General features: G+C 45.2%; 15 protein-coding genes. 12 read left to right on the forward strand and 3 right to left on the reverse strand.

Annotated features, from left to right (window positions below):
• The first annotated feature begins 10 nt into the window (after positions 1–10).
• A complete protein-coding gene (trbJ, locus tag B147_RS0106620) occupies positions 11–760 on the forward strand; it encodes a P-type conjugative transfer protein TrbJ (RefSeq protein ID WP_020586442.1) in 750 nt (249 codons plus the stop codon).
• 2 nt (positions 761–762) lie between these two features.
• Here the strand turns inward: trbJ and B147_RS32135 are convergent, their stop codons facing one another.
• Positions 763–930 (reverse strand): hypothetical protein, encoded by a 168-nt coding sequence (locus B147_RS32135; RefSeq protein WP_020586443.1) that lies wholly within the window; start codon positions 928–930, stop codon positions 763–765.
• On the opposite strand from B147_RS32135, the gene trbL reads away from it, so the two are divergent.
• The 7 genes from trbL to B147_RS0106660 are packed head-to-tail and all read left to right on the forward strand — an operon-like array spanning position 911 to position 6,065.
• Positions 911–1,969 carry a P-type conjugative transfer protein TrbL gene (gene trbL, locus B147_RS0106630; protein ID WP_169400703.1) on the forward strand — a complete coding sequence of 353 codons (1,059 nt, stop codon included), beginning with the start codon at positions 911–913 and terminating at the stop codon, positions 1,967–1,969. The two genes, B147_RS32135 and trbL, sit on opposite strands and share 20 nt — an antisense overlap.
• Positions 1,970–2,623, forward strand: a complete 654-nt coding sequence (locus B147_RS0106635; protein WP_020586445.1) for a VirB8 family type IV secretion system protein — start codon at positions 1,970–1,972, stop codon at positions 2,621–2,623.
• Positions 2,624–2,634: 11 nt separating this feature from the next.
• A complete protein-coding gene (gene trbG / locus B147_RS0106640; RefSeq protein ID WP_020586446.1) occupies positions 2,635–3,477 on the forward strand; it encodes a P-type conjugative transfer protein TrbG in 843 nt (280 codons plus the stop codon).
• The gene (locus B147_RS0106645; RefSeq protein WP_020586447.1) at positions 3,474–3,899 is read left to right on the forward strand and encodes a conjugal transfer protein TrbH; all 426 of its coding nucleotides are present in this window, start codon (positions 3,474–3,476) and stop codon (positions 3,897–3,899) included. Before trbG ends, B147_RS0106645 begins: the two co-directional genes overlap by 4 nt.
• Positions 3,896–5,206, forward strand: a complete 1,311-nt coding sequence (locus B147_RS0106650; RefSeq protein WP_020586448.1) for a TrbI/VirB10 family protein — start codon at positions 3,896–3,898, stop codon at positions 5,204–5,206. The genes B147_RS0106645 and B147_RS0106650 overlap by 4 nt, the downstream gene beginning before the upstream one ends.
• Positions 5,203–5,388 (forward strand): hypothetical protein, encoded by a 186-nt coding sequence (locus tag B147_RS0106655; protein ID WP_020586449.1) that lies wholly within the window; start codon positions 5,203–5,205, stop codon positions 5,386–5,388. The genes B147_RS0106650 and B147_RS0106655 overlap by 4 nt, the downstream gene beginning before the upstream one ends.
• A complete protein-coding gene (locus B147_RS0106660; RefSeq protein WP_020586450.1) occupies positions 5,385–6,065 on the forward strand; it encodes a hypothetical protein in 681 nt (226 codons plus the stop codon). The genes B147_RS0106655 and B147_RS0106660 overlap by 4 nt, the downstream gene beginning before the upstream one ends.
• On the opposite strand, the gene B147_RS31695 is transcribed toward B147_RS0106660, so the two are convergent.
• Positions 6,040–6,513, reverse strand: a complete 474-nt coding sequence (locus tag B147_RS31695) for a plasmid fertility inhibition factor family protein (RefSeq protein WP_157237802.1) — start codon at positions 6,511–6,513, stop codon at positions 6,040–6,042. The genes B147_RS0106660 and B147_RS31695 overlap by 26 nt on opposite strands.
• Positions 6,514–6,573: 60 nt before the next feature.
• On the opposite strand from B147_RS31695, the gene B147_RS0106670 reads away from it, so the two are divergent.
• From B147_RS0106670 to B147_RS27635, 4 genes are read left to right on the forward strand one after another with little or no spacing between them, the layout of a single operon-like run.
• Positions 6,574–8,724 carry a DNA topoisomerase III gene (locus tag B147_RS0106670; RefSeq protein WP_020586452.1) on the forward strand — a complete coding sequence of 717 codons (2,151 nt, stop codon included), beginning with the start codon at positions 6,574–6,576 and terminating at the stop codon, positions 8,722–8,724.
• 2 nt (positions 8,725–8,726) lie between these two features.
• Positions 8,727–8,945, forward strand: coding sequence for a hypothetical protein (locus B147_RS0106675; protein ID WP_020586453.1), 219 nt, complete (start codon positions 8,727–8,729; stop codon positions 8,943–8,945).
• Positions 8,942–11,302 (forward strand): ArdC-like ssDNA-binding domain-containing protein, encoded by a 2,361-nt coding sequence (locus B147_RS0106680; RefSeq protein WP_020586454.1) that lies wholly within the window; start codon positions 8,942–8,944, stop codon positions 11,300–11,302. Before B147_RS0106675 ends, B147_RS0106680 begins: the two co-directional genes overlap by 4 nt.
• Entirely contained in the window at positions 11,299–12,564 is a 1,266-nt protein-coding gene (locus tag B147_RS27635) for a type IV secretory system conjugative DNA transfer family protein (RefSeq protein WP_020586455.1), read from the forward strand. The genes B147_RS0106680 and B147_RS27635 overlap by 4 nt, the downstream gene beginning before the upstream one ends.
• Positions 12,565–12,612: 48 nt before the next feature.
• Here B147_RS27635 and B147_RS32350 read toward each other — a convergent pair.
• Positions 12,613–12,813, reverse strand: a 201-nt coding sequence (locus B147_RS32350) for a hypothetical protein (protein ID WP_425387012.1), incomplete at its 5' end; no start/stop codon positions are given.

Raw genomic sequence — 12,813 nt, forward strand, 5'->3', positions numbered from 1 at the left:
GAACTTCAAAATGAAAAACAAAATTAGAACCGCAATCGCTTTATTGTCCATCATTACCTTTGTCAAGGTGTCTATGGCCGGTATTCCTGTTACCTGTCTCAATTGCTCCAATTTATTCACACAAGCCCTGGAATATATCAAAGACATCGAACAATTGGCAGAAGAGATCAAACAATACGAACAACTCGTTAAGCAAACAGAAAATGCCATCACCAACACCATGAACCTGCCCAGCAACCTGGCTTCCAACCTTCAATCTCAAATGAGGGTAGCGGTTGCCAATGTGAACCGGCTGAAATCTTACAAGGCTGATATGGGAGCGCTGCTGACAATTTTCACTGAGACTTGGCCTGAGTTACGGGACTTAAAAATTGATGACGTATTAATGCAGGATCGTATTGAAATGCAGTTAAATCAATTCTCAAAGGCCTCTGAGAAAATTGACAATGTTTTACAGTCTAATTTTCAACTTACCGGCCAGCAATTACAAGACCTGCAGGATTCAGGCGATTTTGACAGCTATTTAGATGACCTGTTGTCTACCAAAGAAGGCAGACAGCAGGCAATTGAAGCCGGTAACCAGATTAACGCCCTCACCGTCCATGAAATGAGACAGACAAGGGCCTTGCTGGCTAATTATGTGCAGGCTCAGACTGCGGCTCTGGCCCAAGAACACAATGCTGCAAAGTTGGAGGATGCTGATTTGCAGCAGGAACAAGCGATTACTATTAATCCCCCACAAGTCATTGTTATACCGTGATTTTATGGAGTTACAATGACTTTAGGTGATTTGATTTTGACTTTATCCTCTTGTTTTTTGATGGCTTGATAATCAGGCTCAGAATCAACAGCCACGCTGATATACACGCCAATGCTGATACTAATGGCGATAACGATGGAGATGATAAGAATGATCAAATTTTTAGACATAAAAACAACTCCTGTTAAAATTTGTCTTTATCTTCTGATGATAGCAGGTTCTCTATCTTTTTTCAATGAGTTAGCAATCGCTACAGAAATTAACCAAGATATCATCGAAATAATAACTAATAAATATAAACTAGTAGGCTCTACCTGGGGCGAAAACATCAAAAGTCATGCCCTGTGGTTGCTGAAATGGCTGCTGGTTATCCAGCTTATTGTAATGGCCGTAAAGCTCGGGTTCAAACAATCCACATTACAAGACGTTGTAGAAGACCTTGTAATGACGGCAATTTTTGGCGGTATCTTTTGGGCTCTCATCATTAAAGGTCAGGCTTGGGGCGTTGATTTGATTCAAGGTATGCTGAAAATGGCTAAAGATGTTGCGGGCGGCGGTTCACCGCCGGGTGAAGCGTTCTTTGCTCAAATTTTCAAAGATACACTGACTATTGCTGATAATATGGTGTATTCCTGGAACCCTGCAAAAATTCCGGCACTTGGTCTTGCTGCTATTGTTTCAGCTATATGTGGTGCTTTTATCTACGGCATGTATTTAGTTGTTCTTTGTGAATCCTACATAGCCTTTAATCTCGGCATTTTTATTTTAGGTTTTGGCGGTATGAGATATTCCAGAAGCTTTGCCACTGGTTTTTTAAAGTATGTCCTGAGTGTAGGCCTTAAATTATTTGTTATCCGGTGTCTTTTGTATATTTTGGGTACATTTCTGGCCGAAATGGTGTTCTACAACTTTAAAGCTTTTACAGAAGTCCTTGTTATTACAGCATGTTTGTGCATCCTGGCGTTTCTCATCAAAGTATTGCCCGACACAATAGCCAGAATGGTGACACTGCACAGCGGCAGCAGTGCCGGAGCTATTACCGGAGCCATGGCGGCAGGTGCAGGTATGGCGGCGAGTGCGGCCTCCATGGGCGTCGGTGCCGCCGCCGGTGCTGCCGGTGGCGGCGGTATGGCGGGCGCGCTCAGCGGAGCCAGGAGTGGCGCGTTGGAAGCCATAGCAAAAGCCGTAAAACCCAAAGAGGAGAAATAAATGTCAAAAGAAATTCAAAACCATTATCTCGCCGGACGACAGGCATGGGCCGAAGTGTATGGATCTTTTATCCAGGAAAGAAACCTTTGGCGGTGGTTAGCCCTGCTTGCTTCGATTGTCGCGATTCTGCTTTCCACGGCAAATATCATACAGCTAAGACAACAAAAAGTGATCCCGTACATGGTGGAGGTTGACCGGGCCGGCAGAATCAGCGGTGGACATATGGCCAAAAAGCTTGAGACCAGCCAGGAGATGATTCAATACAGCCTCGGCCAGTTTATAACGGCCTGGCGGACCGTCACGGCTGATATTGCTCTGCAGGAAAAATACATCAAGCAATCCAGTTTCATGTCAATTGGTGCTGCAAAAAGAATCCTGGCTAAATGGTATGCAGACAATAATCCATACATTTCCAGCGAAGAGAAACTTGTAGAAGTACGGATTATGGCCCTGCCCCTGTATGTCAGCGGTGAGACCTGGCTGGTGGAATGGACGGAAATAGAGCGCACACATAAAGGCGTTGAGCGCTCCCGGAATTCTTTTCAAGCCAATCTTATCATCAAGCGCAAGCTTCCAGAAACACAACAAGAAATCATCAACAATGCCAGCGGCATATATGTGTCGGAAATCAGTCATAGCAAAAAGATACAATAGGAGCTTAACCCATGAAAAAATTAATAATAATCGCAATTGCAGTATTCTTTTCCGGTTTGACAACATGCCGGGCTGCGGATTTCGTAAGCCCTGTATCAGCCAGATTGAACAACAAAGAAAGAAAGCCTTTAGCCCTGCAGTCAAGATGGCAAAAAAACACCCTGAACCCCATAACCGCCCGGAACGGTATGAACTGTTTTGTTTACGGGCATTCAAGTCCAACCATTATTGTTACCCCGTATAAAGTGTCGGATCTGGAACTGCAGCCCGGAGAAGTAATCAATTCCATGGTCCTGGGCGATAACGCGAGATGGTACGCAGAAATCGTGTTTTCCGGCAGCGGCGATATCAGCACCAGTCATGTTGTCTTCAAAGCCCTGGACTCCGGGCTCACCACCACCGCCGTTATCACCACTGACAGGCGAGTTTATCATATCAATCTCAAGTCAGACCGAAGTAAACACATGCTGTATACAGGCTTCATCTATCCCCAGGACCATATCGCAATCACCAAAGCGGCCCGGGAAAAAGAAATCAAAGAAAAAGAGAAAAGGACGACCCCTGAGGGCTTTGATATTGCCAATCTAAACTTTGATTATGAAATCTCCGGAAATGCCGGCTGGAGACCGCTGCAGGTTTTTGACAACGGCGTTAAAACGTATATCAAGATGCCCAAACTGCAGGAAATGCCCATGTTCATGGTTAAAACCGCGGCGGGTAAAGGTCTTGTAAACTGCCGGGTGAAAAACAACTGTTTTATTGTAGACCGGATTTTTGACCAGGGCTATTTAATCCTTGGTGTGGGCAAGGATAAGGAAGAATTAACCCTGACCCGTCTGGAGGCGAAAAAATGAAAACGCTTACCAGACTGCTCCTTCTTTTTTTTCTGGCGTTAACCTGTTTTTCCTGCACCCACCTTTCGCCTAAAGAATCATGGGTGTTGACTGAATCTAAGCCACCGTTACTGATTTGTGATGAAATCATCAGCCGTCTGATCCTGCAATATCCGCCGGCAAAAACCACGATAACGCTTCTTAAAAGCGGGAATAAAAACTTTGACGAACTGATTGAAAAGCAGGCCAGACGAGCCGGTTATACAATCAGTCAGACCCGGAACGCTGTCAAGATCAGCTATGTCATTGACGTGTTATCGCAAAATCCCGGTACCGGATATGTCCACCTTAAAAGCAGTGACGGATTCAGTTTCAGCCGGATGTTCCGCATGCCCGGATATAACCTGGCAGACAATTATACCCAACGTGAGGTTAAAAAATGAGCGCACCGCGGGGGCTGCAAAGGCCGGGCGTAGTGACAACGGTGCTGAGCAAAAAGCCTATCTTAGTGCTGTTTCTGTTCATTGCCATCATTGTATTGCTGCTGCTTTTTTCAATCTTTGATGAAGGCAAAAGAAATAATAGAAACGGGGATCAGGATCAAGAAACCCTGTTGATAGAACCCCAGCAGTCATCCGTATCCACAGATGAAGAGGGGCTTAATCTTCCCAAAGCTCCTAAACAACGCAAAGGCCTTGCGTCTGAAACCGATATGAACACCCGGGGGAAAAAGAAGGATCAAAAGGCCCTTGAACCCATTGAGGTTGTACGCGCGAATCCCCCTCCTCAGGACCCTGTAAAAGCCGCTTTAGATAAGCAGCGGCAAAAACAGCTTGTAACTATTCTGCAGTACAGATTTGAAAAACAACGCCAGGCCTTGGAATCCAACCCGGTTGTGTACAAAAAAAATGCCTCAACGGTTATCAGCACCTCTGGCGGTGTTTCTGAACAGACCGGCCGGCAATCGGGGACGTCAGCAAGACTGTCCGCTTTAAACAGTGAACTTGCAAACGCCAAAGCAAGGCTTGGCCTTGGGGGTGCCGGTTCACAATCCACAGCATCGGTAACAACCACAACCGGTTTATCCATATCGGCTCAAACCGAAATCAATGACGATTCAATGTGGGATAACGGATATTCCATGGATCAAGACACCAATGCGTTATCAATCAAAACCGGGGCCATTATACCTGTGGTGCTGATCACCGGGATTGATTCCACTTTGCCGGGCTACATCAGCGGCCAGGTCAGTCAAAATGTCTGGGACACCGCAACCGGCTATAACCTGCTCATCCCCCAGGGCACCAAAGTCTTTGGCCAATATCAGAATAATATAATGATGGGCCAGGAACGGGTATTCGTCGTCTGGCAACGGTTAATATTTCCTGACGGCCGGACAATGACCTTGAAGGATATGCCCGGCGGGGACCAGCTCGGCTACACTGGTCTTAAAGACAAAGTCAATAATCACTATTTCAGGATTTACGGCCATGCCCTGCTGATGAGCCTTGTCACCGGCGGCACCGCTTATGCCATGAACACCATGGACAGTGATAACAGTGACGAAACAACAACGCTCAATGAATCCATGGGAACGGCTCTGGCCGATCAGATGGGACAAACAACCATGGGTCTGCTTGAAAAACATATGAATATGTCCCCCACCTTAACTATCCGGCCCGGTTATCGTCTGAACATCATAGCGGTTAAAGATTTGGAGTTCAGCGAACCGTATAAAGGCAAATTATGAAAGTAGATAAAAAAATTTGGCAACAAGGCTATGAGGCAGGATTTTGGCATCAGGAAATCCAACCGGAAAACACAGAGGTCCTAAGCTGGCATGCCGGGTTTCTTGAAGGTCGGACAGATGCAGAAAAAATCAAAATCCATAAAGAGCAAAGTAATGAAATTAAAGAGGAGAAAAGTAAATGAATGAGACCGGAACAGAAATATATCTGGAAAGAATTTTGCAAGTCTGCCGCCAATTGTCTGATTATAGCCATTGTCAAGGATATTATAATATATTCTATTTATCTGCTGAAAATGCCAACATTATGACCTGCCTGCAAGAGCACCCTAAAACCGTAGCAACTATTTTCCCCTGGACAATTGAAACAATTGAAAGAAATGATGTGTTTTTTGAAAATCTCCTTTCTGCTCTTTGTCCGACATATCCGGATGTAGGGTTGTATCCTTCTGATCATCCAAAATTTGAAAACCATCATATCGATCTTTATTTTGCCCGCCGCAGTGATTGGTGGCCGGGCAGGGATTACAGCCATGAACTTATTCAGTTTGAAAACAGCGATCCCAAAAATAAAGACGCCTGTTTGAATCGAGTATTAAAAGTATGCAGGCATCAGCTTTTTGAGAGACTGAAATCAAACAGGCTGTTTATGGCCGCGCTAATGAACAAAAGATATGCAGAGGTTTTCAATAAGATTGCATGGTACGGGGGGCATCTTACAAGCAATGATATTTTTTTCATGAATCTGTATCAAGCATTGGAAGGCATTATAGAGAACGTAGACAACAAGCCTGATTTTCCTGACTGGCCGGGTCAGGATTACTCTTTTTTACTTTTCACGTTTGAATCCCTGCAAGACTGAGGAGTGATTGACAATGTTCTATGGGGCAGGCAACCGGAAAAGCATTAACTCCTTGTGCAATCAACCACATGGTTCTTTTGTTGCCATCGCTGAGCCTGATTTTTTTGTCATATATAGAGGAAATCTCAGCCAGCGGAACTGGCTTATTGCAGCCAACGTTAAAAGAATTTTCTACATGACTGTAGTTCTTTTCCTTATATTCATTGAAAATTCTGCCATCATTGTTTGTATCAGGTATGAAGTCTGTAAAGCCACCAAGCCGATGGAAACGCTCCCAGTTAGGCAGGAATCGTTCAGAGTCAACATTAACCACCTGAAACCCCATTTCTTTTTGTTCATAAGACAAACACATATAAACGTGTCGTTTAAAATCGCCATTTTTTCCCCACAAGGAAACTTTAAACAAATCTATTTTTTCCGGGAGCCAGACAGAAGGGAACGGGTGCATATGTATCTCCTGAATAATCAAATTAACAAATCATAATTAACAGCTTAAGGAGAAAAAACCATGAGACTTTTCATAGCAGAAAAACCATCCCTTGGCCAGGCCATTGCTGCAAGCCTTGGGAATGCCGAAAAAAGGAACGGATACATAGAATGCGGCCAAAATGTCGTTACCTGGTGCTTCGGCCACCTGTTGGAAATGGACCAGCCCGAAGCATACGACGAAAGGTACAAGGCCTGGAAAAAAGAAGACCTGCCCATTTTACCAAAGGCCTTTAATGCCTCGGTCAGAAAAGATGCTGCAGCACAAATGAAGATCATAGGCCGGCTGCTCCAGGATGCTGAAATGGTCGTCAATGCAGGAGACCCGGACAGAGAAGGTCAACTGCTTGTTGATGAGGTGCTGGAATACCACAACTATGCCGGTTCTTGCGAACGGATCTGGCTGGCCGCCCTGGATGATAAATCAGTCAAAAAAGCCCTGGCATCCATGACGGACAACAATGATTATACCGGCTTGCGTGATGCTGCCCGGGCCAGGTCACAGGCAGACTGGCTGGTGGGCATGAACTGCACCCGGGCCATGACCCTCAAAGGTCGCGATGCCGGCAGCCAGGGCGTGCTATCCCTTGGCCGGGTCCAGACCCCGACCCTTGCCCTGGTGGTCAACCGGGACTTGGCTATTGAAAACTTCAAACTCCATCCGTACTTCACCCTTCATGTTGAAATTCTTCATGAAGCAGGTTCTTTCACCGGCACTTTTCAGCCACTTGACACACAAAAGGGGATAGATGATCAGGGCAGGTTAATCGACCCTGATGAAGCCTATCGAATCAAAAAAGAGGTAAGCGGCCAGGCTGGGAAAATTCTTGAAGCCCACAAAGAGAAAAAGAAAAAGAATCCGCCGTTACCCCATTGCCTGTCCTCTTTACAAAAAGCGGCCTCGTCAACGCTGGGCATGGGAGCAAAACAAGTGCTTGATGTGGCCCAGGCCCTTTATGAAAAAAAGCTGACCACATACCCCCGCTCAGATTGCCGTTATCTACCGGAGGAACAATTTGATGAAGCAGGCAATGTGCTTGCAGTCCTGGCAAATGTTCCCGAACTTGAACAAGTTGCAGAAAATACGGATAGCTCCCTCAAAAGCGCCGCATACAATACGAAAAAAGTAACTGCCCATCATGCCATTATCCCCACGGGTGAAATCCCTTCAAGCATGTCAGATGATGAATCTGCCCTGTACCGCATGATTGCCCAAAGCTTTTGCATCCAGTTTTATGCCGCCATGGAGTTTGAAGCGCAAAAAATTTTGACCGGTATCAATCATACTGTCTGGAAATCAACGGGCCGAACGATATTGAATCCAGGCTGGACAGCCTTCATCAGAGAACAAAAGGATGAAACCGCAGATGATCAGGTCTTGCCCGGGGTACATCAGGACGACAGCATAACCGCAGGCCAGGTTGATATTAAATCCCAAAAAACCAAACCACCCGCAAGGTTTACCGAAGGTACACTCATTGAGGCCATGGCAAATATCCACAGGTTTATTGAAGATACCGAAGCCAAAAAGACCTTAAAAGAAAATGAAGGGATCGGGACTGAAGCCACCCGGGCCGGGATCATAGAAACATTAAAAACCAGACAGCTGCTCGAACTCCAGAAAAAGAACATCATTTCAACGGATCTTGGCCGGCAGCTGGTAAAAATGGCCCCAGGTATACTCACTGATCCTGTGACAACGGCACAATGGGAATCCAGGCTTTCTGCCATAGCTAACGGTAACGAAAGTCTGTCCGGATTTATGACGGACCAAACCATCCAGGTCCCGGAACTTGTTAAAGCAATATTCGCCCTTCAATTAAAGCCTTTGCCGGGAACCCATCTTTGCCCGGAATGCGGCCGGCCTTTACGCAGGCAAAAAAGCAAAAAAGGGTCGTGGTATTGGGGATGTTTCAACCAGGATGGACATGCCAAGCCTGTATTCCTCAACGATAAAAACGGCAAGCCGGATTTAACGCCAAAAAAAGAAATAGAATTATCAGAATACAAGTGCCTGGAGTGCGGCAAACCGCTTGTTAAACGGGAATCAAAGAAAAAAGGAAAAGGAGGTAAAAAAAATTATTGGTGGGGATGCTCCGGCTTCCCCGAATGCAAACAAATGTATTTTGACAATAACGGCAAGCCCCAGTTCACAGATAAAAAAGGAGAATAACAATGGATTTTGAATACTTCGCAATGAAACGCAACATGACCGTTGATGAGTACATCGCCTGGCTGAAAAGACAGCTTGACCGTCTTGATTTTGATTCTGACGATATCCCGGTGGATGTTGCCGAATATGCGGAAGAATCCTTGGGTATTATCAAAATTTCTGCAGAAGAGTTGGCGAGAATGCAAAAAGCTCAGTTAGAGAGTGAGGGGGCTGACTTATGAGTAAATATCAAGATCAGCTCAATGATTTTTCAAAAAGGGTTTTAGAGGCCATTGAAAAAGGCGATGCGCCCTGGCAGAAACCGTGGGAAGAAGGTCGGTTGTTGGAATTGCCTAAAAATTTAACCACGGACCAGAATTATAAAGGCGTAAACCTGATTAACCTGGCAATGAGCGGCTACAATGACCCCAGGTGGATGACGTTCAACCAGGCTAAAGATATGAATTGCTTTGTCAAAAAAGGTCAAAAAGCGTCCAAAGGATTTTTTTATTCACCTGCCAGATTGGAAAAAGAGCTTGATGATAAAGGAAAGCCTGTCCTTGACGAAAACGGTGAAGAAAAAATAACCAAGGTCAATAGACCTGTTTTTAAAACTTTTTCTGTTTTTAATGCCATCCAGATTGAAGGTGTTGAAGAATACAAGCATCCAGAGCCTGCCTGGAGGCCAGAAGATAAGGCAGAAAAACTGATATCCGCTGCCAATGTGGAAATCACCGGAAGCCAGCTTGATAAGGCGTTTTATAATTTTTTAACCCATTCCATTGAAACGCCGGACAAATCACAGTTTGACGATAAGTCAAAATATTATTCCACAATATTTCATGAACTGTCCCATGCTACAGCCCATAAATCCATGATGGACAGGGGCGTTGACTATGCGGATAAGGATTCCAGGGCCAAGGAAGAATTAAGGGCGGAGATATCAAGCTGGCTGGTGTGTTCTCAAATCGGCATTGGCTATTCTGCCGAATCCAAAGAGAGCAATAAAGCGTATGTTTCGTCCTGGCTGAAAGCCATAAAGCCGGAAGATCGGGCAAAAGAACTCGGGTTTGCCATGAAAGACGCTGAAAAAATCTCTGAATACCTTATGGGGCTTGATTTAGAGAAAGGTAAAACAGCAAAAAAAGAAGCGGATATTCCACAGGAATCAAGTCCTTTGGTAAAAAAAGAAGCTGAACGACTACAGGCTAAAACGGATCAATACCGTGCTGATCAAAAGGATTTGTTTTCGTATACGGAAAAGATAACTGCGGCCATGAGCAATCCTGACTTGTTTGATGATTTAATGCCCGACCACTATAAAAATGATCCGTTATCAGCTTTTAACAAGGAATTGGATGATTCCCAGCGTGAAATAGTAACCTATTTGAAGAATATCGCCCCTTCCCTTGAAAAAAAGTCCGAATCTGTTCCACCTCCCCAGGTGCCCTCCCCTGCCCTGCATCTATCCAAAAATTTGCAAATCGAAAAAAGAGATCCGGAATTATCCAAGGTGTATATTAACGTGCCGTATCCAGAGAAGGATGAAGCCAAGGCCCTGGGTGCAAAATGGGATAAGCAGGAAAAATCCTGGTTTATTGCGCCGGGAACCGACCAGGCCCATTTTAAAAAATGGCTCGAACCTGCCCAGGATAGTCTTGACATAAACAAAGTAACCGCGCAATTCCAGGATCAGGCTTCAAGGCTCGGCCTGAAAATTGACAGACCTCAGGCGGACGGCAAGCTGCACCGTGTACCTGTTGATGGTGATAAGGGCGGCAAAAAATCCGGGGCATATACGCTTTATCCCGACGGCAGGCCTGCGGGATTCATTCAGAACCATAAAACCGGTGAAAAAGCCAATTTCAAATATGAAGGGGAAATCGGCAAAACAGTCATTATATCAGAAAATAAAAAAGCACGGGCAGCCGAGCGGGACGAAGATCACGCTGCAGCAGCTAAAAAAGCGTTCGGCATTTACATTAATGCAGAAAAAACCACGTCCCACCCATACCTTACAGACAAAAAGATCAATGGCGACAAAGAATACCGGGTTGATAAAAATAACCGGCTGATTGTCCCTGCCAAGAATCTTAAAACCAACAAAATCGAATCCCTGCAGTTCATCGGTGAGGATGGGAAAAAGCAGTTTCTGACCGGCGGGAAAAAATCTGGAAACGCTTATACCATAGGCGAACTCGACGAACAAAAACCCATATTGCTGGCTGAAGGCTTTGCCACAGGAAAGACCCTCAATGATGTGAGTCACCTTCCGGCGGTGGTTTGCTTTGATGCAAACAACCTCGAAAATGTAGCCAGACAGATCCGGGAATTGATGCCCTCGGCTGAGTTGTTTATTTGTGCTGATAATGACCACGCCAAGAAAAATAATGTGGGTGTGGAAAAAGCGCAAAAAGCGGCCAAGGCCGTTGGTGCTAAAGTTATTATTCCCAAATTTACAGATGAATCAAAAGAGCTTGGGTATACGGATTTCAACGACCTGGCCAAGTGCAAGATGGGAAAGAGCCGGGTTCAAAGTCAGTTGAAATCCCAGATCAAATATCTTTCCAAAGATAAAGGCGTAGGGCTTGAACGATGAAAAAACAAGAATACGGCCTCAAGCAGGCCAAGGCAAAAAAAAGCAGGTATACCCTGCTCTTCCCGGTTTGTTTTTTGTTGTGGGGTTTTACTTTTATGAGTTATGCCACGCAAACCGTAGCCATGGCATTGCGCTACCATCCTGACCTGGGCAGGCCTGTGTTTGATACGTATTACCTGCCCTGGAAGGTGTTTGAATGGAACAAATATATAATAGATACCCCGGTGGGTAATCGGGTTGATTTGATCTTCGGTACTTTTGTCCTCAGTACGGCCTTCGGCTTTTTTCTGATTCTCAGGAAAAAGCCGAAAGGCAACTTAAATCTGCACGGCACCGCAACCTGGGCAAAGAAAAAAGAGTTGCCTGCCATGGGACTTGACGCCAAAGAAGGCGTATATGTCGGCGGCTTTCCATTGACCCGGGGCACCAAATACCTGATCCATAACGGTCCGGAACATATTTTAGCGTTTGCGCCAACCCGGTCAGGCAAGGGTGTGGGCCTGGTTATCCCGTCTCTGCTTGCGTGGCCGGGATCAAGCGTAACCCTGGACATCAAGGGCGAAAATTACGCGTTGACATCAGGATACAGGGCCAAAGAATTAAATCATAAAATTCTCAAGTTTGACCCTGCCGATGAAACCTTTTCTTTTGCTAAATGGAATCCATTGGCAGAAGTGCGGATTAATACGAATCATGCCATTGCGGATGCCCAAAATATTGCCCAGATGATCTGTGACCCGGACGGCAAAGGCATGAAAGATTATTTTACCCAGGCCGGGTATGCCTTGCTGACCGGATTAATTTTGCATGTCATTGTATCAAAGCAGGATGCCACCCTTGCCGATGTCGTGGCCGAAATTACAAAAAGCGACAATGAGGGGGATGTGAAAAACCTACTCTATGCCATGATAGACAAAGAACACGCACAGATTTTGAAAAATCGGTATCCGGACATGGATACGGATCTGGCAGACAACATACAATCAACCATTGACAGTTATGCCGGTGAAGCTGTTATCAAAGCCGATCGTGAGTTGTCCGGGGTGGTATCCACCGCTGTTACCAACCTGTCTTTGTACCGTGATCCCATTGTCGCAAAAAACACCTCTGCGTCTGATTTTTTTATTTCAGATATTATGAATTCTGAAACTCCTGTTGATTTGTACCTGGTTGTATCCCCTGCCAACCTGGACAGGCTAAGGCCGCTGCTGCGTGTTTTTTTTAATCTGGCGTTAACCCAAGTTTTCGATTGCAAATTATAACTTATTGTAATCACGCGGATTGTTGTTTTTAAGTTCCTGGTTATGGCACTACTTTTGTCTAAAAATGTTTTTAATCACCGGCCCTGGATATAAACCTATCTCCAAAGCTTTATAAATTTTTTGTTGTCTGGGTTCTGGTCGTGTGCTTTTTCTGATATGAACGGTTTGACCATCCTTGCATTGCATTGAAACTGTCACCCGGCTTTGGCCTTCGAGCTGATTTCTCAATTGAGACCAACTACTTTTAAT

Origin of the sequence: Desulfobacter curvatus DSM 3379 (assembly GCF_000373985.1) — a bacterium.
Lineage (GTDB): Bacteria > Desulfobacterota > Desulfobacteria > Desulfobacterales > Desulfobacteraceae > Desulfobacter > Desulfobacter curvatus.

Excerpts from the sequence above, each read along its gene's own strand:
- trbJ (WP_020586442.1), top strand. The coding sequence starts at position 11 with ATGAAAAACAAAATTAGAACCGCAATCGCTTTATTGTCCATCATTACC.
- trbL (WP_169400703.1), top strand. The coding sequence starts at position 911 with ATGATCAAATTTTTAGACATAAAAACAACTCCTGTTAAAATTTGTCTT.
- B147_RS32135 (WP_020586443.1), bottom strand. The coding sequence starts at position 930 with ATGTCTAAAAATTTGATCATTCTTATCATCTCCATCGTTATCGCCATT.
- B147_RS0106635 (WP_020586445.1), top strand. The coding sequence starts at position 1,970 with ATGTCAAAAGAAATTCAAAACCATTATCTCGCCGGACGACAGGCATGG.
- trbG (WP_020586446.1), top strand. The coding sequence starts at position 2,635 with ATGAAAAAATTAATAATAATCGCAATTGCAGTATTCTTTTCCGGTTTG.
- B147_RS0106645 (WP_020586447.1), top strand. The coding sequence starts at position 3,474 with ATGAAAACGCTTACCAGACTGCTCCTTCTTTTTTTTCTGGCGTTAACC.
- B147_RS0106650 (WP_020586448.1), top strand. The coding sequence starts at position 3,896 with ATGAGCGCACCGCGGGGGCTGCAAAGGCCGGGCGTAGTGACAACGGTG.
- B147_RS0106655 (WP_020586449.1), top strand. The coding sequence starts at position 5,203 with ATGAAAGTAGATAAAAAAATTTGGCAACAAGGCTATGAGGCAGGATTT.
- B147_RS0106660 (WP_020586450.1), top strand. The coding sequence starts at position 5,385 with ATGAATGAGACCGGAACAGAAATATATCTGGAAAGAATTTTGCAAGTC.
- B147_RS31695 (WP_157237802.1), bottom strand. The coding sequence starts at position 6,513 with ATGCACCCGTTCCCTTCTGTCTGGCTCCCGGAAAAAATAGATTTGTTT.
- B147_RS0106670 (WP_020586452.1), top strand. The coding sequence starts at position 6,574 with ATGAGACTTTTCATAGCAGAAAAACCATCCCTTGGCCAGGCCATTGCT.
- B147_RS0106675 (WP_020586453.1), top strand. The coding sequence starts at position 8,727 with ATGGATTTTGAATACTTCGCAATGAAACGCAACATGACCGTTGATGAG.
- B147_RS0106680 (WP_020586454.1), top strand. The coding sequence starts at position 8,942 with ATGAGTAAATATCAAGATCAGCTCAATGATTTTTCAAAAAGGGTTTTA.
- B147_RS27635 (WP_020586455.1), top strand. The coding sequence starts at position 11,299 with ATGAAAAAACAAGAATACGGCCTCAAGCAGGCCAAGGCAAAAAAAAGC.